16 protein-coding genes are annotated in these 18,858 nt (G+C 69.1%); 7 read left to right on the top strand and 9 right to left on the bottom strand.

What is annotated here, in order from left to right; translation table 11 throughout:
• Positions 1 to 181 precede the first annotated feature (181 nt).
• The 4 genes from TSB10P1A_RS11735 to TSB10P1A_RS11720 all read right to left on the bottom strand — a co-directional run bounded on the left by TSB10P1A_RS11735 (position 182) and on the right by TSB10P1A_RS11720 (position 5,375).
• Positions 182 to 1,243, bottom strand: coding sequence for an ABC transporter ATP-binding protein (locus TSB10P1A_RS11735; RefSeq protein ID WP_186388111.1), 1,062 nt, complete (start codon positions 1,241 to 1,243; stop codon positions 182 to 184).
• The gene (locus tag TSB10P1A_RS11730) at positions 1,243 to 3,414 is read right to left on the bottom strand and encodes an iron ABC transporter permease (protein WP_208987084.1); all 2,172 of its coding nucleotides are present in this window, start codon (positions 3,412 to 3,414) and stop codon (positions 1,243 to 1,245) included. The genes TSB10P1A_RS11735 and TSB10P1A_RS11730 overlap by 1 nt, the downstream gene beginning before the upstream one ends.
• Entirely contained in the window at positions 3,398 to 4,456 is a 1,059-nt protein-coding gene (locus TSB10P1A_RS11725; protein ID WP_186388110.1) for an ABC transporter substrate-binding protein, read from the bottom strand. Before TSB10P1A_RS11725 ends, TSB10P1A_RS11730 begins: the two co-directional genes overlap by 17 nt.
• A gap of 76 nt (positions 4,457 to 4,532) precedes the next feature.
• The gene (locus TSB10P1A_RS11720) at positions 4,533 to 5,375 is read right to left on the bottom strand and encodes an inositol monophosphatase family protein (RefSeq protein WP_186388109.1); all 843 of its coding nucleotides are present in this window, start codon (positions 5,373 to 5,375) and stop codon (positions 4,533 to 4,535) included.
• A 363-nt stretch (positions 5,376 to 5,738) separates the two neighbouring features.
• On the opposite strand from TSB10P1A_RS11720, the gene TSB10P1A_RS11715 reads away from it, so the two are divergent.
• The 7 genes from TSB10P1A_RS11715 to TSB10P1A_RS11685 all read left to right on the top strand — a co-directional run bounded on the left by TSB10P1A_RS11715 (position 5,739) and on the right by TSB10P1A_RS11685 (position 12,919).
• The gene (locus TSB10P1A_RS11715; RefSeq protein ID WP_186388108.1) at positions 5,739 to 7,454 is read left to right on the top strand and encodes a Na/Pi cotransporter family protein; all 1,716 of its coding nucleotides are present in this window, start codon (positions 5,739 to 5,741) and stop codon (positions 7,452 to 7,454) included.
• 191 nt (positions 7,455 to 7,645) lie between these two features.
• Positions 7,646 to 7,999, top strand: a complete 354-nt coding sequence (locus tag TSB10P1A_RS11710; protein ID WP_186388107.1) for a helix-turn-helix transcriptional regulator — start codon at positions 7,646 to 7,648, stop codon at positions 7,997 to 7,999.
• Positions 8,000 to 8,007: 8 nt separating this feature from the next.
• The gene (arsC, locus tag TSB10P1A_RS11705; protein WP_186388106.1) at positions 8,008 to 8,466 is read left to right on the top strand and encodes an arsenate reductase (glutaredoxin); all 459 of its coding nucleotides are present in this window, start codon (positions 8,008 to 8,010) and stop codon (positions 8,464 to 8,466) included.
• Complete coding sequence (arsH, locus tag TSB10P1A_RS11700) at positions 8,463 to 9,212, top strand: arsenical resistance protein ArsH (protein WP_256376673.1); 750 nt, start codon at positions 8,463 to 8,465, stop codon at positions 9,210 to 9,212. The genes arsC and arsH overlap by 4 nt, the downstream gene beginning before the upstream one ends.
• A gap of 153 nt (positions 9,213 to 9,365) precedes the next feature.
• Positions 9,366 to 10,253: a LysR family transcriptional regulator gene (locus TSB10P1A_RS11695; RefSeq protein WP_186388105.1), complete on the top strand. Its 888-nt coding sequence runs from the start codon at positions 9,366 to 9,368 to the stop codon at positions 10,251 to 10,253.
• A 239-nt stretch (positions 10,254 to 10,492) separates the two neighbouring features.
• Entirely contained in the window at positions 10,493 to 12,406 is a 1,914-nt protein-coding gene (locus TSB10P1A_RS11690; protein WP_186388104.1) for an SH3 domain-containing protein, read from the top strand.
• A gap of 303 nt (positions 12,407 to 12,709) precedes the next feature.
• The gene (locus TSB10P1A_RS11685; RefSeq protein WP_186388103.1) at positions 12,710 to 12,919 is read left to right on the top strand and encodes a cold-shock protein; all 210 of its coding nucleotides are present in this window, start codon (positions 12,710 to 12,712) and stop codon (positions 12,917 to 12,919) included.
• 191 nt (positions 12,920 to 13,110) lie between these two features.
• On the opposite strand, the gene TSB10P1A_RS11680 is transcribed toward TSB10P1A_RS11685, so the two are convergent.
• The 5 genes from TSB10P1A_RS11680 to kduI are packed head-to-tail and all read right to left on the bottom strand — an operon-like array spanning position 13,111 to position 18,854.
• On the bottom strand, positions 13,111 to 14,673 hold the full coding sequence (locus TSB10P1A_RS11680; protein ID WP_186388102.1) for a UxaA family hydrolase: 1,563 nt from the start codon (positions 14,671 to 14,673) through the stop codon (positions 13,111 to 13,113).
• Entirely contained in the window at positions 14,666 to 15,859 is a 1,194-nt protein-coding gene (uxuA, locus tag TSB10P1A_RS11675; protein ID WP_186388101.1) for a mannonate dehydratase, read from the bottom strand. Before uxuA ends, TSB10P1A_RS11680 begins: the two co-directional genes overlap by 8 nt.
• Positions 15,852 to 17,312, bottom strand: a complete 1,461-nt coding sequence (locus tag TSB10P1A_RS11670) for a mannitol dehydrogenase family protein (protein WP_186388100.1) — start codon at positions 17,310 to 17,312, stop codon at positions 15,852 to 15,854. The genes uxuA and TSB10P1A_RS11670 overlap by 8 nt, the downstream gene beginning before the upstream one ends.
• Positions 17,290 to 18,033: a 2-dehydro-3-deoxy-D-gluconate 5-dehydrogenase KduD gene (gene kduD / locus TSB10P1A_RS11665; RefSeq protein WP_186388099.1), complete on the bottom strand. Its 744-nt coding sequence runs from the start codon at positions 18,031 to 18,033 to the stop codon at positions 17,290 to 17,292. Before kduD ends, TSB10P1A_RS11670 begins: the two co-directional genes overlap by 23 nt.
• On the bottom strand, positions 18,030 to 18,854 hold the full coding sequence (gene kduI / locus TSB10P1A_RS11660) for a 5-dehydro-4-deoxy-D-glucuronate isomerase (protein WP_186388098.1): 825 nt from the start codon (positions 18,852 to 18,854) through the stop codon (positions 18,030 to 18,032). Before kduI ends, kduD begins: the two co-directional genes overlap by 4 nt.
• Positions 18,855 to 18,858 lie beyond the last annotated feature (4 nt).

Below are 18,858 nucleotides of genomic sequence, written 5' to 3'. Positions count from 1 at the left end.
AATCGCAGGTCCGGGGCCTTGCCGGAAATATCTTTGCATGCACGGAGCTATTGCGCAGCCCTATAACCTGCGCCGCTCTGTCGCGGCCGGGAGGCGCGCCCACGCTGGCGCGCTCCTCGTCCATGTCGCGGATGCGGCGGGGTTTTCCGCCCCGCCGTGTCGTGGGCGGAGCGCGTGCCGGTTATTGCGGAATGACGGCGATGCCGTGCCCCTTGGGCAGCAGCCGCACCCTGGCTCCGGCGCCGACCTCGCCGCCATCGGCGGGGGCGGTGACGAAGAGTTCGCCGAGCGGCGTCTTAATCTCGTATTCCATGTATTTGCCGAGATAGCTCGCCGTCGTCACCTTGCCGGTCAGCCCGCCGGCATCGCCCTCGCCGAGCGGCTCCAGGCGCAGCGCGTCGGGCCGCACCGCGACCTTGACCGGGCCGGGGGTGAGACCGCGCGCCGGCGCCTCGACGCTGGCGCCGCCAAGGTCGAGCGCCGCGGTCTCGCCGGTGACCGCGGTGATCGTGCCGTCGACCACATTGGCATCGCCGATGAAGTCGGCGACGAAGAGGTTCGCCGGGGCGTTCCACAGCTCGCGCGGGTTCGCCATCTGGGCGATGCGGGCGTTCGACATGACGATGACCTCGTCGGAGACGGCGAGCGCCTCCTCCTGGTCGTGGGTGACATAGACGACCGTCAGGCCGAGATCCTTCTGCAGCGCGCGGATGTCCTCGCGCACCTTGCGGCGCAGGCGGGCGTCGAGGTTGGACAGCGGCTCGTCGAACAGCAGGATCGAGGGTTCCAGCACCAGGGCGCGGGCGACGGCGACGCGCTGCTGCTGGCCGCCGGAGAGTTCCGACGGCAGCCGCGCGTCGTAGCCGGCAAGGCCGAGCAGGGCGAGCTTCTCGCGCGCCATCTCGGCGGCCTGCGCCTTGCCGATGCCGGAGGAGCGCGGGCCGTACATGACGTTTTCCAGCACGCTCATATGCGGGAACAGCGCATAGGACTGGAACACCATGGTGACGTCGCGCTCGGCCGCCGACAGATGCGTCACGTCCTTGCCGTCGATCAGGATCTTGCCTTCGCTGGCGAGTTCCAGCCCGGCGATCATGCGCAAGGTGGTGGTCTTGCCGCAGCCCGAGGGGCCGAGCAGCGTCGTCAGCGTTCCCGCCTCGCAGCGGAAGGCGACATTGTCGACGGCGGTCACCGTGCCGTAGCGCTTGGTGACGCCGATGAAGTCGAGGCTTGCCGGTCCCATCAGTGTCCCCCTGCGACGATGGAGTCGCTGCCGCGCCGGCCCAGCCTCGCCTCCCCGACGAGGAAGCGGATGGTGGCGATGGCGGCGATCATGAAGACGATCATGAAGGCGCAATAGGCGATGGCGAGCGAGTATTCGCCCGCCTCCACCCGGCCGACGATATAGGCGGTCGCCATGTTGTAGCGCGCCGTGACGAGGAAGATGATCGCCGAGACCGCCGTCATCGCCTGGACGAAGGAGAAGACGAGGGTGGCGACGATGGCCGGCTTCATCAGGGGCAGCACGACCGCGACCAGCGTGCGGCCGGTGCGCGCCCGCAAGGTCGCCGAGGCCTCGTCCAGCGAGGTGTCGATCTGCGACAGGGCGGCGATCCCGGCGCGCACGCCGACCGGCATGTTGCGGAAGACGAAGCAGGCGATGAGGATGAAGCCGGTGCCGGTGATCTCCACCGGCGGCACGTTGAAGGCGAGGATATAGGCAACGCCGATCACCGTGCCGGGAATGGCGAAGGACAGCATGGTCAAGAACTCCAGCGTCCTGCGGCCGCGGAAGCGCTGGCGCGCCAGCACATAGGCGGTCAGCAGGCCGATGATCGTGGTCAGCGGCGCTGCCGCCGCCGAGACCATCACCGTGGTCCAGAACGAGTTCCAGGCCGAGCCGGCCCACAACAGGCCGCCGCCGGACCATTCCACCAGGAAGCCCGTGCGCAGGTGGTCGAGCGTCGGCGTCATGTCGAGACGGCCGATGTCCTTCACGAAGCCGCCGATCAGCACGATCGTGTAGACGGCGACGGTCAGGCCGATCCACGGCACGATGACGCCCCACAGGCCGGCCGGCAGGCCCTTCGGCAGGGCGGCGGGCACGCCGCTGTCGCCCTTGCCGGACACGGTGACGAAGGAGGTGTTGGCGAGCAGGCGCATCTGCACCAGGAAGGCGGCCAGCGTGAAGGCGAGCAGCACCATGGCGAGCACCGCGGCGCGGCCGGGCTCGTGCTGGGCGCCGACGATGGCGAAGAAGATCTTGGTCGACAGGACCTCGAAATTGCCGCCGAGCACCAGGGGGTTGCCGAAATCGGCGAGGCTCTCGACGAAGGCCAGCAGATAGGTGTTGGCGATGGCCGGCAGCAGGAGCGGCAGCGTCACGGTCAACAGGATGCGGGTGCGGTTGGCGCGCAGGGTCTGCGCCGCCTCCTCCAGCGTCGGCGACAGCGCCTTCAGCGCGCCGACCAGGATCAGGAAGGACAGCGGCACCTGCGACAGCACCTGCGCCAGCAGCACGCCGGGCATGCCGTAGAGCCAGCGGGTGCGCGGAATGCCGAACCACTCCCACAGGAACGTGGTGATGATGCCGGTGCGGCCGAACAGCACGATCAGCGCCAGGCCGATGACGAAGGGCGGGGTGATGATCGGCAGGATGGCGAGCGCGTCGAAGGCGCGCGGGAAGCGCACCTTGGTGCGCACCGCGATCAGGGCAAGGCCGAGCGCCAGCGTCGTGGAGAAGAAGGCGGCGAGAATGCCGAGAATGACGGTGTTGGGGGCAACGCCGCAGCGCGCGCTCGACCACAGGCAGTCGAGCGCCCAGATGTCGGCCTGCAGCAGCCGGTCGAGGAACACGCCGGCGTCGGCCTGCCGGTCGCCCTGGAAGGCTTCCGAGAGCATGCGCAGCACCGGCCAGAACACGAACAGCACCACCAGCGCGCCGATGGTGACGACGCTGACCGAGACGAAGCGGTCGTTGCGGAAGGCGCCGAAGCGGGCGATGGCGCCGGCGGCCAGGGCGATCAGCGCTAGGGCGAGAATGCCGGCGCCGGGGCCGAGCGGCCGGGCGACCTCGCTCGCGGCAAAGCCGAGAGAGAGCGCGAGGACGGGGAAGAAACCGGCGACGACGAGCGCGGCGAGCGCCAGCGCGCCGCCGATCGACCCGAAAAGGGCGCCGGCGCGCTGGGCGCCGGCAAGGCTTGCGGCGCCCGACAGGGCGAGCGCGAGGCACCCGAGTGCCGGTGCCAGATGGCCGGCGGCGAGCACGCCGCCGAGGCGGGTGCCGTCGTCGGCATGGTAGGCCAGCACCGCCGGGCCAATCAGCCCGGCGGCGGCCAGGATCACCGGAAATCGGTCGATCATCGCGATGTTGTCGGTCGAGGGACGGTGGCGCGCCTCACTTCGGCGCGGCACCGACCTCCGCATCCCACTTCGACAGCAGGCGGCTGCGCTCGGCCGACGAGCCGTATTTGGCGAAATCATAGTCGATCAGCTTGACCGACGACAGGTCCGGCGCCTCCTCGGGGGCCTTGGCCGCCTTGTTGGACGGCACCTGGAACGAGTTCGCCGCCGCGCCGATTTCCTGCGCCGCCGGGGTCAGCGCCCAGTCGTACCACTTCTTGGCATTGTCCGGGTTCGGGCCGCCCTTGATGATCGACATGGAGCCGATCTCGTAGCCGGTGCCCTCGCAGGGGGAGACCACCTTGATCGGCGCGCCCTGGACGACCTGGGTGACGCCGTCATGCTGGAAGGTGATGCCGATCAGCGATTCGCCGGTGGCGGCGGCACGCGCCGGGGCCGCGCCCGACTTGGTGTACTGGTTGATGTTCTTGTGCAGGGCCTTCATGTAGTCGAAGGCCGCATCCTCGCCCATCAACTGCACCAGCGTCGCGACCATCGTGTAGGAGGTGCCCGACGAGTTCGGGTTGGCGACCTGCACCTCGTCGCGGAATTCCTCGCGCAGAAGGTCAGACCAGCAGGCCGGCTCCGGCGCGCCGGTGGAGGCGAGCATCTCGGTGTTGAACGAGTAGCCGAGCGCGCCGGCATAGATGCCGACGGTCTTGAAGCCGGACTGCTCGGCCTGGGACACGGCCCAGGGCTGCAGCTCGGCCAGCATCGGCGACTGGTATTCGGCCGTCAGGTCCTCCTCGGCCGCCTGCAGATGCGGGTCGCCGGTGCCGCCCCACCACACGTCGCCGCGCGGATTGGCGGCTTCCGCCTTGATCTGGGCCAGCGTCTCGCCGGACGACTTGCGGGTCATGTTGACCTTGATGCCGGTCTCGCGCTCGAAGGCCAGCGCCATCGGCCGGCACCATTCCTCCTGGACCGAGCAGTAAAGGGTGAGTTCGCCGGAGGCCGAGGCGGGCACGGCCCACACCAGTCCGGCGAGACCGAAGGCGGCGCTTGACGCGAGCGCGCGCAGGCTGACGGTGATCTTGCTGGCAGTCGTTTTCATGATTTCCTCCCTTTACGAAACAGGCTTGCAAACCTGTGCATTCGTGCGTTCAACTTGAATTGCGCGAGGCCGATCGTCAATCTCCCGCCTTTGACCCTGGGGAAACTGCCAGGGCTGAGGCAGGCGAGGGGAGCGACAGACCGGCGACGCGCGCGGTCTCCTCGGCGACAGCGGGGGCTGCGACGAGGATCGGATTTCCGTTCGTCCAGTCGCCGCTGAAGAAGTCGCTGACGCGGGCGCCCGCCTCGCTGGCGATGACGATCCCGGCGGCGACGTCCCAGGAGTCGATATGGCCTTCCAGATAGCCGTCGCTGCGGCCGCAGGCGACGGAGGCAAGGCCCATCGCGCCGGAGGCGGAGCGCTTGACATTGGCGCCGGCCTCGAACAGGGCGCGGACCGTGTCGATGAAGCGGCCGACCGGCAGGCGCGGCGACCAGCCGTGCTCCAGCGTGGCGCGGGTGATGGTGTCGGTGGCGGCCGCCTTGATCGGCTTGCCGTTCAGCGTCGCGCCATGGCCGCGCCGCGCCAGATAGGTCTCGCCGAGCGCCGGGGCGGCGATGCAGCCGAGTTCCGGGGTGCCGTTGAGGAGGAAGCCGATGGAAATGCACCAGGTGCGGTCGCCATGGGCGAAATTGGAGGTGCCGTCGATCGGGTCGACGATCCACACCCGCTCGCTCACCTCGCCGCCGCCTTCCTCGCCCAGCACGCTGTCCTGCGGGAACACTTCGGCGATGCGGGCGCGAATCAGGGCTTCCACCGCCCCGTCGGCCTCGGTGAGCCAGTCCTGGGCGCCTTTCAGCGAGACGGCCATGGCGTCGCGATTGTCGAAATACCGCATGGCAAGGGCCGCGGCTTCGGCCGCAAGTCCTTGAAGGGCAAGAAACCGCAACGTCACGTCCGGATTCAGGGGTGCGCTCATGCTTTCCTCTTACTTAGCCGACAAATATCTGCCATCTTTGTTTTTCCACGTATTCGGCCGATGGAAAAGCGGTTTGTCGGCATCCTGCCGCCATGTTTGACGGCGAGACTTCAGAACGCTCCGTGCCGGACGGTCCCTGGCTCCGGCACGCGCAGCAATGGCGGATGAACATTACGGTTTGACGACGGTTCGGTGTTTGGCGGCGTCCGTCCGGCGACCCGGAGAGGGGCCGCGAGACCGCCGGCAAAAGACGGGCGGCAAGACGACAGGCGCCAAAACAACAGGCGCCAAGACGACAGGTGCCAAGACGACAGGCACCGACATGACGGGCGCCAAGATGACGGGCAAGAGGACGACGAAGAGATGATGAGTGCGAGTGCGGTCTTCGTGCAGCTTATCGGCGGCGTTGCGCTGCTGATCTGGGCGGTGCGGATGGTGCGCACCGGCGTGGTGCGGGCGTTCGGCTCCTCGCTGAGGGCGGTGCTCGCCTCGGCGACGCGCAACCGGGCGACAGCGGCGCTGGCCGGCGCCGGGGTCACCGTGTTGATGCAGAGCGCCACGGCGACGGCGATGCTGCTCACCTCGTTCTCGCGGCGCGGGCTGGTGCCGCTCGCCATGGCGCTGGCGGTGGTGCTCGGCGCCGATGTCGGCTCGGCCATCGCCGCGCAGATCCTGTCGCTCGACGTCTCCTATCTGTGGCCGGTCTTCGTCACCGCCGGCGTCGTCACCTTCCTGTCGATGGAGGCCGACCGGGCGCAGTGCATCGGCCGGGCGCTGATCGGCCTCGGCCTGCTGACCCTGTCGCTGCAGGCGCTGCGGGCGACCGTGGTGCCGCTCACGGAGTCCGAGACCTTCGCCCTGGTGCTCGCCGCGCTCGGCAGCGAGCCGATCCTCGCCGCCATCCTGGCCGCCGGCATCACCTGGGCGGCGCATTCCTCGCTCGCCGTGGTGCTCGTCATCGCCACCCTGGCGCTCACCGGCGCGGTCACGCCGACGCTCGCCATCGCCGCCGTGCTCGGCGCCAATGTCGGAGCCGCCGCGGCGCCGCTTTCGGCCAACTGGGGCGGGCCGCCGGAGACCAAGCGGGTGCCGCTCGGCAACATGCTGATGCGCGGCGCGGTCGCGGCGGTGCTGGTGCCGTTTTCCGGCGTGCTGGCCGATCTCGCCACCAGCCACGGGCTGGTCGGCGCGCGGCTGACCGTCGACGTGCATCTGGCCTACAACATCCTTGTCGCGCTGATCTTCATTCCGCTGGTCGGGCCGGTGTCGCGGCTGCTGGAGCGGCTCGTGCCGGCCGCGGCGCAGCCCGCCGATCCGAAGCGGCCGCGCTATCTCGGCAGCGCCGCCACCGACATGTCGTCGGAGGCGCTGGCCGCCGCCCATCGCGAGGCGCTGGCGCTCGGCGACCGGGTCGAGGCGATGCTGATCCGCTCGATGGAGGCGCTGGAGACCGGCGATCCGAAGCTGATCCGCGACATCCGCGCCAGCGACGACGCGGTCGACGCGGTCAACGAGGCGATCAAGCTGCATCTGGTGCGCATGTCGCGCAAGGGCATGTCGGAGGAGGATTCCCGCCGCTTCATGGAGATCCTCTCCTTCACCACCAATCTGGAGCATATCGGCGACGTCATCGACAAGCAGCTCCTGGAACTGGCGGAGAAGAAGGGGCGCGGCAATCTCGCCTTCTCCTCCGAAGGGCTTGCCGACCTCAAGACCTTCCATTCCCGCGTCGCGTCGAACTTCGCCACCGCGCTCAACGTCTTCGCCACCGGCGATGTCGACCTGGCACGCCGGCTCTTCGCCGAAAAGACGGCGATCCGCGATCTCGAGCGGCACTATGCCGAGCGCCATTACGCGCGGCTGCGCGATGGGGTGAAGCTGTCGATGGAGACGACCTCCATCCATATGGACGTGCTGCGTGACCTCAAGCGCATCCATGGCCATTTCGTCGTGGTCGCCCAGCCGATCCTGGAGGCCTGCGGCGAACTGGCCGACACGCGGCTGGTCGCCGCGCCGGCAGGCGGCGCGCGCCGCGAGGACGCAGCCTATCGCGGCACCGGCGGCGAACAGCCGGCCTGACCGCGCCGCCCGCCCGCGCCGCCCGCCCGGCGGAGCCGATAACCGGACGGGCCGTGCGGGATCGCGCGGCCCGCCTTCGTTTCGGGCGGGTCTCGCCAGGGTCTCGCCAGGGTCTCGCCGGGGGTTCGCCGGGGGTTCGCCGGGGATTTGATGGGGCTTGACGGGCTTCATATATCGACTATTCTCGAAATATGGAAAAGACAGACGCTCTTTCGGCCTTCGCCGCCCTGTCGCAGGAGACCCGTCTCGACGTGTTGCGCCTGCTGATCCGGGCGGGGAGCGCGGGGATGGCGGCCGGCGACATCGCCGCCGCGCTCGGCGTGCGGCAGAACACGCTGTCGACCAATCTGGCGATCCTCACCCGTGCCGGCCTGCTGCGCAGCCACCGGCAGGGGCGGACGATCCGCTATGTCGCCGATATGGGCGGCCTGACGGCGCTGCTTGCCTTCCTGATGGAAGACTGCTGCGGCGGCGCGCCCGATGTCTGCCGTCCGCTGCTGGCGTCGCTGCCGGCCTGCTGCGCGCCGGACCCCGTGATACGTTAAGGACCCTCATGACCATCGTCATTCACCACAATCCCGACTGCGGCACCTCGCGCAACGTGCTGGAGATGATCCGCGCTTCCGGCGAGGAGCCTGTCATCATCGAGTATCTCAAGACCGGCTGGACCCGGCCGCAGCTACAGGCCTTGTTCGCCGGCGCCGGGCTGACGCCGCGCAGCGCCCTGCGCGTATCGAAGTCGCCGGCCGAGGAGCTCGGCCTCACCGACCCCGCCGTCGACGACGAGACCATCCTTGCCGCCATGCTGGAGCATCCCATTCTGGTCAACCGGCCGATCGTCGTCAGCGAAAAGGGCATTCGCCTCTGCCGCCCTTCGGAAGCCGTGCTGGAGATCCTGCCGAATGCGGCGATCGGCACGTTCCGCAAGGAGGACGGCGAGATCGTCGTCGCCGGCTCCGCTTCCGGTACCGCTTCGGGGGCAGCTTCCGGGGCGGGGGAGGCCGCCTCGTGAGTTCCGTCGCCGATCTTGCCGTCGCCGATCTTGCCGCCGCCGACCTGCCGAACATCGATTTTTCGCAGATGCGCCGGATCGACCCGGCCGATTACGCCCTGCCGGGCGAGGCCTTCCATCCCCCGCGCATCCTGCTGCTCTACGGCTCGCTGCGTCCGCGCTCCTTCTCGCGCCTCGTTGCGGAAGAAGCCCGCCGCCTGCTCGACTGGCACGGCTGCGAGACGCGGATGTTCGACCCGCGCGACTTGCCGCTGGTCGACGGGGCCGATCCGGAGCACCCCAAGGTGCGGGAGCTGCGCGAGCTCGCCATGTGGTCGGAAGGCATGGTCTGGGTCTCGCCGGAGCGGCACGGGGCGATGACCGGCCTGATGAAGACGCAGATCGACTGGCTGCCGCTGTCGCTCGGCGGCATCCGCCCGACCCAGGGCAAGACGCTGGCGGTGATGCAGGTCTGCGGCGGCTCGCAGAGCTTCAACGCGGTCAACCAGATGCGCATTCTCGGCCGCTGGATGCGGATGGTCACCATCCCCAACCAGTCTTCCGTCGCCCGCGCCTTCGCCGAATTCGGCGAGGACGACCGGATGAAGCCGTCCTCCTATTACAACCGCATCGTCGACGTCACCGAGGAACTGGTGAAGTTCACGCTGATGGTGCGCGGGCGCTCCAACGCGTTGGTCGACCGCTATTCTGAGCGGGTGGAGACGGCGGCCGAGGTGTCGGCGCGCGTCAACCAGCGTTCGATCTGACGCGGTTTCCACTGTCCTTGCCTGCCGCTGCCGCCCGTCGCGGTCGCGCCCATGCTCTGTCTGGCGCGGTCGCGCCCGTGCTATCGTCCGGCGCAATCGCGACGGCTGCCGCAAGGCGGATCGTCGATAAAGGGCGGAAACGGGTACGGCGGCATGATCGACAAGCTGGAAATGTTCATTGCCTTGGTGCGCGAGCGCCATTTCGGCCGCGCGGCGGAGAGCATCGGCGTCACCCAGCCGACCCTGTCTTCGGCGATCCGCCAGCTTGAGGACCAGCTCAACGTCCAGCTCGTCCATCGCGGCTCGCGTTTCCAGGGGCTGACGCCGGAGGGCGAGCGGGTGCATGCGCTGGCCCTGCGGATCGTCGGCGACATGCGTGCCCTGCGCGAGGAGATGCGCGCCGTGCGCTCCGATCTGGAGGGCACCTTGCGCATCGGCGTCGTCCCGACGGCGCTGCCGATGGTCGCCGATCTGGTCTCTCCTTATGCGCTGCGCCACCCGCGCGTGCGCTTCCAGATCCTGTCGCGCACCTCGGCCGAGATCCTCGAGCAGATGGACCGGCTCGACCTCGATGCCGGCATCACCTATCTCGACGCCGACGCCCGGCGCCGCCGCACCGTGCTGCCGCTCTACGCCGAGCGCTATCGTCTGCTTGTCTCCGTGTCCGATCCGCTGGCAGCGCGCGACCGGATCGGCTGGCACGAGCTCGGCGGCGAGCAGCTCTGCCTCCTGACCCCCGACATGCAGAACCGCGCCATTGTCGACCGGCATCTTGCGGCCGCCGGGGTGACGCCGAAGGCCCAGGTCGAATCCAACTCGATCATCGCCCTCGTCGCCCATGTTATCACCGGCAAATGGGCCTCCGTGGTGCCGGAAAAGCTCGCCGGCATGTTCGTCTCCGCCGGCGCCATCGCCGCCGTGCCGATCTCCGGCGACAGCGCGGATGCGGGAGAGCCGATCGGCCTCGTCATGGTGCAGCGCGAACCGCTGACGCCGCTGCTGGCGACCCTGTCGGAGGTCGCCCGGCAACTTGCCGTCTGAGCGGCGATTGCGACGCGAGTCTCAATTTTCGGGCATTTTGAGAGCGAATTTCGCAAAAATCGTCGCAACCTGAAATTGCGTTCAAGCCTTTGAAAAAACAGAACTTCCTTGTGATTCCGCGAGTTGGGTCGCGCAAGACCGATCCGGCCGGAAAAGGCGGCCGCAAGGGGTTGATCCCCGGCCGTTTGTCGCCCAGCATGACGGCACGGCTGTTGCGAAAGACCGGCAAAGGGGACGGGATGCGGGCGATTGGTTTCCTTCTGACACTGCTTCTTGTCCCCGTCGTCATGCTTGCCGAGGTCGCGTCCGGGTCTGCCTCCGACGACGGCGCCGGCTGGCTGATCGAGAGCTGCACGGCGAGCGGCGACACGCTCAATGTCCGCGCCGGGCCGGGCACCCAGCACCCGGTTCTGGCGACCCTGGAAAACGGCACCGGCCTCCGGGTCCGCTCAGGCAATCCCCGCGACCCGCGATCCTGGCTGCGGGTGGAACTGCTCGACGACCTGCAGGGCGAGGTGCACGGGTTCGAGCTCGACGGCTATGTTCTGGCGCGGCTGACCGTGACCGGCATGTGCCAGGTGTTGCACGATCCGGCGGTCGCTGGCCTTGCCGGATCGCGGATCGGCGGCCGCGACGTCACGCTCGGTCCCTGGGACCCTTACCACGACCTGCATCTCAACAATCCCGACCACCCGCAGAGCCGGCGGGTGCTCGATGTGGCGACGCCGGCCTATGAGGCGATGCTGGTGCGGGAAGGCTATGGTGAGGTGCTGGAGGGCGGCTCGCTCTATGCCCGCGAGGATGCGGAGGAAGAGGAGCGGCAGCGCCAGGCGGCGGCCGCCGCGCCGGCGCCGCTTGCGCCCGCTGCCCGGCCGCAACCTGTGGCCTCCGCCCCGGTCGATGTCTCGGCGCCGCCGATCTGCGAGAGCCGCCAGCTCGTTCCCTCGGAGCGCGGCCTCGGCCACTTTGTCCTCGCCGACGCCGCTGGCACGCCGCAGGTGCTGTGGACGGCGCTGCGGCCCGATGTCCGGCTCGCGCGCCTCAGCCCGGCGCTGGCCGGGCCGCTGCCGTCCGGCGGCGGCGAAGTCGGGTCCGGCGACCCGGTGCTGCTCCGCGACCAGACCCTCCGCCACGTCGGCGTTTGGACCGGCACCGTCCGCTCCGCCTCCGGTTACCGCGATCAGGCACTGGGTCTGATCGATCCCGGCGGCCCGTCGGGCGGCGAGATCGAGACCCGCGCCCCGTCGCCTGCGGCAGGCCCCCTGCATGCCCATCGCAACGGCGATGGTAGTCTGATCCTATTGATGCTTAAAGGCTTTTCGGATCGCTCGTTGGTGGCTGTGCGCGCCGGGCGGGCAGGAGGCTGGCAGGTGGAAGAGGTGCAATCCGGCGGTTCTGGCGCCCGGATCGGCCATGTCATTGGCGCCTCGCATCCCAATGGCGACCTGACGGCGATCTGGAGCGAGCCCTTCGCGGACGGGGCAAGCTTGGCCCGGCCGCACCTCTATATGGTGACGCGCGAGGCGGCGTCCGGCCGTTGGGGCGCTCCCGCGCGGATCACTGCGACGGGCAGCGACCGGGTGGCGATGACCAACGGCTATACCGGCGCGGTCGGTCTCGGCGGCGAACTGCTGCTCTGGTGGTCGGATGTGGGGGCGCCGCTGCGGGCGGTTCGGGTCGGCCTTGACGGGGCAGCAATCGGGCCGGTGCTGGAGCCCGAAGGGGCGCACACTCTGCTGGCGGGCGGCGCTTCGCCTTGGGGAGATGCGCTGTTTGTCCTTGAACATCAAAGGGGTAGCAATAGCTGGGTGCGTATCCAGGACGGAGCGATGAGCGCGCCGCAGCCCATCGAGGGGCTGGACATGAAGCGCTCCACCGGGGTGCCGCAGGTCGAGCCGACGCGCGACGGCGGCTTCTGGCTGGTCCAGCGTGGCTGGGGGATCGACCGGATGCTGCGCTTCGACGGCGCTTCGGGTGCCTGGTCGCCGGAGACGCGCAGCGACAACCGTCCGCCGCAGGACGATGCTCGGCTCGAGCGGGCGACCTCGGCCGGGCCCGCCGCTGTCCTGCCGGACGGGTCGCTGGCGCTGGCCACCAACCTGTCGCATCGCAGCGGCGGCGGCCACGACATCCTGCTGCGGATCTGCCGCTGACCGGGCTGTTCTATTGCCGGTCCAGCGGGCGGGGGGACGGATGACCGGGCGGGAGGCCTGCGACAGCGAAAGGGGCTGGCGGGGTGGCCGTGCGATTTATTTTGTCCCCGCGATATGAGGCCTTGTTTTGGTCACCGTTGGCGTCCATATAGGGGCATATCGATCTGGGTTGTCGAACTTTGTTCCTGAGCGCGCGTGGCGCGTGAACGGCGATCTTCCTCTCTCAAAATCGATCTGAACCGTCTGCCGTTTGCTTTTGCTGGGCAGGCATCTACCCGTTCGCGATATGAAAAGGAAATCGCCATGAACACCGGTACCGTGAAGTTCTTCAACACCACCAAGGGCTTCGGTTTCATCGAGCAGGGCGGCGGCAAGCCCGACGTCTTCGTTCACATCTCTGCGGTCGAGCGCGCTGGCATGACCAGCCTCGTCGAGGGCCAGAAGGTCAGCTTCGAGATCGTCACCGACCGCCGCAGCGGCAAGGCTGCCGCCGACAACCTGCAGGCCGCGTAAGGACCTGCAGCGTCGGGACTGACAGGCTTGGCGGACATATCCCCGCCTGTCAGGCGCCCTCAACGGCGACGCCCCGACGAACGCAATCGTGCTTCTGAGCGCTGACCACGGATGTACTGGCAGCACTCATCGAGGCACAAGGGAAGGCCGGGTTCGCCCGGCCTTTTTGCGTTTTGGGGCGATCCCGATCCCTACAGCACCGCGCCGATCTGCCAGGGCACGAATTCGTGGTCGCCGAGGCCCAAAGCCTCGGATTTCGTGCGTTCGCCCGAGGCGGCGGCGATCAGCCGGGCATGGATCTCGCGGCCTTTTTCGGCCAATGAGACGCCGGTTTCCAGCACCTCGCCGGCATTGACGTCCATGTCCTCGCGCATTGCCCGGTAGAGCCGGTCGCTGGTGGCGATCTTCAGGGTCGGGGCCGGTTTGGAGCCGAAGGCCGAGCCGCGCCCGGTGGTGAAGGCGACGAGCTGACAGCCGCCGGCAATCTGGCCGGTCGCCGAGACCGGGTCGTAGCCGGGCGTGTCCATGAAGACGAGGCCCGGCCCCTTCACCTGTTCGCCGTAGCCGACCACTTCGTTCAGAGGCGTGGCGCCGGCCTTGGCAACGGCGCCGAGCGACTTTTCCAGGATGGTGGTGAGGCCGCCGGCCTTGTTGCCGGGGCTGGGGTTCTGGTCGAGCGAGGCGCCGTTCTGCGCCGCGTAGCCCTCCCACCAGCGGATGCGCTCGATCAGGCGGTCGGCGACCTCCTGCGAGGCCGCGCGCGACAGCAAAAGCTGTTCGGCGCCAAAGATTTCCGGGGTTTCCGACAGGACGACGGTCGCGCCCTGCGCCACCAAGAGGTCGCAGGCGATGCCGAGCGCCGGGTTGGCGGTTATCCCCGACCAGCCGTCGGAGCCGCCGCATTGCAGGCCGAGCTTCAGCGCCGAGATCGGCACCGGCCGGCGGGCGGTGCGGTTCACCTCCGGCAGCAGCTCGTGGACGGTCGCGACGATCCGCTCGATGGTGGCGCGTGTGCCGCCGTTCTCCTGGATCGCAAGGCCGTGGAAGCGGGTCTCCGCGCCGTCCGAATAGAGCGCCTTCATGCGCGCCACCTGCATCACCTCGCAGCCGAGGCCGACGAAAACCGCAGCGCCGACATTGGGATGGGTCGCATGGCCCCACAGCACCCGCTGGAGGATCTCCCAGCCCGGGCCGCTCGAGGACATGCCGCAGCCGGTGCCGTGGGCGAAGGCGACGACGCCGTCGATGTTCGGCCAGTCGTCAAGCACGCCGGAGGCGTTGAGGATGTCGGCGGCCCGCCGCACCACGGTCGCCGAGCAGTTCACCGTGGCGACCAGCGCGATCATGTTGCGCGTGCCGGCGCGCCCATCAGTGCGCGGGTAGCCGAGGAAGCTGCCGGCGATATCCCCCTCGGCAAGGCGCGGGATCGCGGCGCGCGCCTCCTCCAGCTTGTCGGAGATGCGGTAGGCGCGCTCATGCGCGCCGATCTCGCAATTGTGCGAATGGACATGCGCGCCGGCGACAATTTCGTCCGTCGCATAGCCGATCACCTGGCCGTATTTGACCACCGGTTCGCCCGTCGCAATCGCCCGGCGGGCGATCTTGTGCCCCGGCGCGACCGCCGCCGAAAGCTGTGCCCCCAGCCCCAGCGGATCGCTGCCGGCCTCCGCGCGGGCGGCAAGCACCGCGACATTGTCGCGCTCCGAAAGGACGAGCGGTGGTCGATCTGCGAGGCCGGTTTCGGTGTCAGGCATGGCGGGTTCCGGGGGGGGAGAGGGCCGTGACGACGCCGCGCAACTCGGCAAGGCCGCGCATGCGTCCGATCAGAGGATAGCCCGGATGGGTGTCGCGGTCGAAGTCCGACAGCAGCACGTGTCCGTGGTCGGGGCGGAAGGGGATTTCCGCGTCCCGCCGGTCCTCGTCCCGGCGGCGACGCTCCTCGGTGAGCAGTGCTGCGGCGAGCGCCACCATGTCGGTGTCGCCGGCAAGGTGCGCGGCTTCCTCGAAGCTGCCGTCTGGCTCCTTGGCGACATTGCGCAGATGCGCGAAATGGATGCGCGGGGCGAAACGGCGGGCGATGGCCGGTACGTCGTTCGCCGGATTGGCGCCGAGCGAGCCGGAGCACAGGGTCAGGCCGTTCGCCGGCGTCTCGTCGCGGCCGAGGATCCAGGCGATATCCTCGGCATCCGAAACGATGCGGGGCAGGCCGAGAATGTCGCGCGGCGGGTCGTCCGGATGGACGCACAGGCGCATGCCGAGCTCTGCGGCCGCCGGCACCACCTCGTCGAGGAAGCGGGCGAAGTTGGCGCGCAGGGCCTGCGTGTCGATGCCGGCATAGAGCGTCAATGCCCGGCGCAGGGCCGGGATGTCGTAGCGGTCATAGGCGCCGGGAAGGCCCGCCATGATCGCGGCGACGAGCGCCTCGCGCGCGGCTTCATCGCTTGCCTCGAACCACCGGCGGGCGCGGGCGCGCACCTCGTCCGGATAGTCCTCCTCCGCCCCCTCGCGCTCCAGCATGAACATCTCCAGCGCGCACATGCGCGCGGCGTCGAAGCGCAGGCAGGTGCCGCCGCCCCGGACCGGGCTGGCAAGGTCGGTGCGCGTCCAGTCGAGCAGCGGCATGAAGTTGTAGCAGACGGCGAAGATACCCTCGGCCGCAAGGTTCGCCAGAGACTGGCGGTAATTGGCAAAGAGCGGGGCGAGGTCGCCGTCGCCGCGCTTGATATGCTCGTGCACGGGCAGGCTCTCGACCACCTGCCAGGAGAGGTCGAGACCGCTTGCAGCGATCATCGCCTTGCGGGCGGCGATGGCCTGGCGGCTCCAGATTTCCCCGTACGGGATCTCGTGCAGCGCGGTGACGATGCCGCGCGCGCCGGTCTGCGCAATCTCGTCAAGCCCGATGCGGTCGAGCGGTCCGTACCAGCGCCAGCTCTCAAGCATGACAGGCCTCGACCATGGCGCGGGCGCCCCGCTCGGCAAGGCCGGCATGGGCCTCGACGAGACGGGTGCGGAACGCTGTGTTGCCGGCAAGGCTTGCCGGAAAGATCTCGCGCAGCGCCAAAAGGGCGGCGACCTTCGCGGCCGAACCTTCGGCCGCATCGCACAGGGCGCGCAGGCGGTCGGCCATCGGATCGCGCACGTCGATGGGGTTGCCCGAAAGATCGGTGCCGCCGACATAGGTCATCCAGGCGGCGACCGCGAGGATGAGGCCCGCCATCGACCGGCCGGCGACAAGGCCTTCCTCGAGCTGGCCCAGGATGCGCTGGGGCAGTTTCTGCGAGCCGTCCATGGCGATCTGCCAGGTGCGGTGGCGGATCGCCGGATTGGCGTAGCGCTCCTTCAGCCGTGCCGCATAGGCGGCAAGGTCGACGCCGGGCGGCGGGGTGAGGCCGGGCAGGATCTCCTCGGCCCAAAGGCGATCGAGAAAGGTCGAGAAGGTCGGATCGGCGACGGTCTCGGCGATGGTCTCAAAGCCGGCGAGGTAGCCGAGATAGGCGAGCGAGCTGTGCGTGCCGTTGAGGCAGCGCAGCTTCATCAGCTCGTACGGGGCGACGTTGGCGACGAGTTCCGCGCCGCTGGCGCCAAGGTCCGGCCGATCGCCGCCGACGAAATCGTCCTCGATCACCCATTGGCGGAAGGGCTCGTGCAGCACCGGGCTTTCGTCCCGGCAGCCGATCAGGCGGGCGACATGGTCGAGATCTGCCGGGCTGGTCGCCGGCACGATGCGGTCGACCATTGTGGAGGGGAAGCGACCTTCCGCCGCGATCCACTCGGAAAGCGCCGGGTCGATCCGCTCGGCCAGTTCCAGCACGAGGCCGCGCAACATCGCGCCGTTGTGGGGGAGGTTGTCGCAGGTCAGCACGGTGAAGGGCTTTATCCCCGCCGCGCGGCGGCGGGCGAGCGCACGCACCAGGAAGCCGAGCGCCGAGGCCGGCCGTGCCGGCTCGGCGAGGTCGGCGACGATGTCTGGATGGGTGAGCGACAGCCGGCCGGTCGCGGGCTCGTGGCAATAGCCCTTCTCGGTGACCGTGAGGGTGACGATCCGCGTGGCGGGTGCGGCCATCAGGGCGACCACCGCTTCCGGGTCTTCCGGCGCGACGAGGACGCCGGCCAGCACGTCGACGAGGCGAGGGACCTCGCCGCTGGGGCCGAGCTCCAGCGCGGTATAGGCGAAGTCCTGCGGCGCCAGCCGGTCGCGCTGGTCGGGCCGCTTCAGCGAGACGCCGATGATGCCCCAGTCGCCGCCGGACGCGGCCATCGCCTCGGCGATATAGAGGGCGCCATGGGCGCGGAAGAAGGCGCCGAGGCCGAGATGGACGATGCCGGTGCCGGGGCGGGGGCCTTTGCGGCGGGGCGAAAGGCGGGGCAGGTCAGCGGGCAAGCCAGCCTCCATCGACAGGGATCACCGCGCCGTGCACGTAGCGGGCGGCCGGGGAGCAGAGAAAGACGGCGGTGCCGGCGATGTCCTCGGGCGCGCCCCAATGGCCGGCCGGGATACGGTCGAGGATCGCGGCGGAGCGGTCCGGATCGTCGCGCAGCGCCTTGGTGTTGTTGGTGGCGATATAGCCGGGCGCGATGGCGTTGACGTTGATGCCCTTGGCTGCCCATTCGTTGGCGAGGATCTTGGTTATCCCCGCAACCCCGTGCTTGGCGGCGGTGTAGGACGGCACGCGGATGCCGCCCTGGAAGGACAGCATGGAGGCGATGTTGACGACCGCGCCGCCGTCGCCGCGCGCCAGCAACTCGCGGGCGAAGGCCTGGGTGGTGAAGAACAGCGCCTTGAGATTGACGTCCATAACCGCGTCCCAGTCAGCTTCCGTGAAGTCGGCGCTGTCGCCGCGGCGGATGATGCCGGCATTGTTGACGAGGATCGAATGCCCCGTGCCGGCGAAGACGTCGCGCGCCGCCATCGGGTCGGCGAGATCAAGGGTAAGCGAGAAGGCTTTTCCACCGGCGGCCTCGATGATGGCGACGGTCTCAAGGCAGGAGCGGCGGCCGGCGCAGGTCACTTCGGCGCCGGCTGCCGCCAGCGCGAGCGCGATGGCCTGGCCGATGCCGGTATTGGCGCCGGTCACCAGCGCCTTGCGGCCGGCGAGCGAGAAGGAGGGGCTCATTTCATCTCCGCCATGCTGACGAAATCCATGTCGGTGTAGTCGACATTGTCCCCGGCCATCGCCCAGATGAACGTGTAGCTGCCGGTGCCGGCGCCCGAATGGATCGACCAGGGCGGCGAGATCGCGGCTTCCTCGTTGGCGACGATGAGATGGCGGGTCTGCTGCGGCTCGCCCATCAGGTGCAGGACGCGCTGATCCTCGGTCATGTCGAAGTAGAGATAGGCCTCCATCCGTCGGTCGTGGACGTGAGCGGGCATGGTGTTCCAGACCGAGCCGTCCTCCAGCGTGGTGTAGCCGAGCACGAGCTGGCAGCTTTCCATCACCAGCGGATGGACGAACTGGTTGATGGTGCGCTTGTTGGAGGTCTCTGTGGCGCCGAGCTTCAGGCTGTTCGCCTCCGACAGGCGGATCAGCCGCGCGGGCAGGGAGCGGTGGGCCGGGGCGGAGGTGATGTAGAAGCGCCCGCCGCCGGAGAAGGTGACGGGGCCGGCGCCCATGCCGAGATAGAGCACGTCGCCGCGCTCCAGCGTCCAGCTTCCGCCATCCGTCGAGACCTCGCCGGTCGCGCCGATATTGACGACGGCCATCTCGCGCCGCTCCAGGAAGGTGGCGGTGCGGGTTTCCTCGACCTTGTCGAGGGTGAGCTTGCCGGCGCCCGGCACCGCGCCGCCCAGCACGAAGCGGTCGTAATGGGTGTAGACGAGGCGGATCTCGCCGTTGCGGAAGAGGCTCCCGGCATGGAAGTGGCGGCGCAGCTCGTCCGTGTCCATGCCCCTGGCATGGTCCTGGTGGACGGCGTGGCGAGTCTCGACGCTCAGCATGGCG

The organism is Stappia sp. TSB10P1A, from assembly GCF_900185725.1.
Lineage (GTDB): Bacteria > Pseudomonadota > Alphaproteobacteria > Rhizobiales > Stappiaceae > Stappia.
The sequence above is the reverse complement of the archived record's forward strand: the minus strand, read 5'-3'. Positions and strand labels throughout refer to the sequence as shown.

What these genes read in the sequence shown, in the direction of transcription:
- TSB10P1A_RS11735 (WP_186388111.1), bottom strand. Translation starts at nt 1,243, where the DNA reads ATGGGACCGGCAAGCCTCGACTTCATCGGCGTCACCAAGCGCTACGGC.
- TSB10P1A_RS11725 (WP_186388110.1), bottom strand. Translation starts at nt 4,456, where the DNA reads ATGAAAACGACTGCCAGCAAGATCACCGTCAGCCTGCGCGCGCTCGCG.
- TSB10P1A_RS11720 (WP_186388109.1), bottom strand. Translation starts at nt 5,375, where the DNA reads ATGAGCGCACCCCTGAATCCGGACGTGACGTTGCGGTTTCTTGCCCTT.
- TSB10P1A_RS11715 (WP_186388108.1), top strand. Translation starts at nt 5,739, where the DNA reads ATGATGAGTGCGAGTGCGGTCTTCGTGCAGCTTATCGGCGGCGTTGCG.
- TSB10P1A_RS11710 (WP_186388107.1), top strand. Translation starts at nt 7,646, where the DNA reads ATGGAAAAGACAGACGCTCTTTCGGCCTTCGCCGCCCTGTCGCAGGAG.
- arsC (WP_186388106.1), top strand. Translation starts at nt 8,008, where the DNA reads ATGACCATCGTCATTCACCACAATCCCGACTGCGGCACCTCGCGCAAC.
- TSB10P1A_RS11695 (WP_186388105.1), top strand. Translation starts at nt 9,366, where the DNA reads ATGATCGACAAGCTGGAAATGTTCATTGCCTTGGTGCGCGAGCGCCAT.
- TSB10P1A_RS11690 (WP_186388104.1), top strand. Translation starts at nt 10,493, where the DNA reads ATGCGGGCGATTGGTTTCCTTCTGACACTGCTTCTTGTCCCCGTCGTC.
- TSB10P1A_RS11685 (WP_186388103.1), top strand. Translation starts at nt 12,710, where the DNA reads ATGAACACCGGTACCGTGAAGTTCTTCAACACCACCAAGGGCTTCGGT.
- TSB10P1A_RS11680 (WP_186388102.1), bottom strand. Translation starts at nt 14,673, where the DNA reads ATGCCTGACACCGAAACCGGCCTCGCAGATCGACCACCGCTCGTCCTT.
- uxuA (WP_186388101.1), bottom strand. Translation starts at nt 15,859, where the DNA reads ATGCTTGAGAGCTGGCGCTGGTACGGACCGCTCGACCGCATCGGGCTT.
- TSB10P1A_RS11670 (WP_186388100.1), bottom strand. Translation starts at nt 17,312, where the DNA reads ATGGAGGCTGGCTTGCCCGCTGACCTGCCCCGCCTTTCGCCCCGCCGC.
- kduD (WP_186388099.1), bottom strand. Translation starts at nt 18,033, where the DNA reads ATGAGCCCCTCCTTCTCGCTCGCCGGCCGCAAGGCGCTGGTGACCGGC.
- kduI (WP_186388098.1), bottom strand. Translation starts at nt 18,854, where the DNA reads ATGCTGAGCGTCGAGACTCGCCACGCCGTCCACCAGGACCATGCCAGG.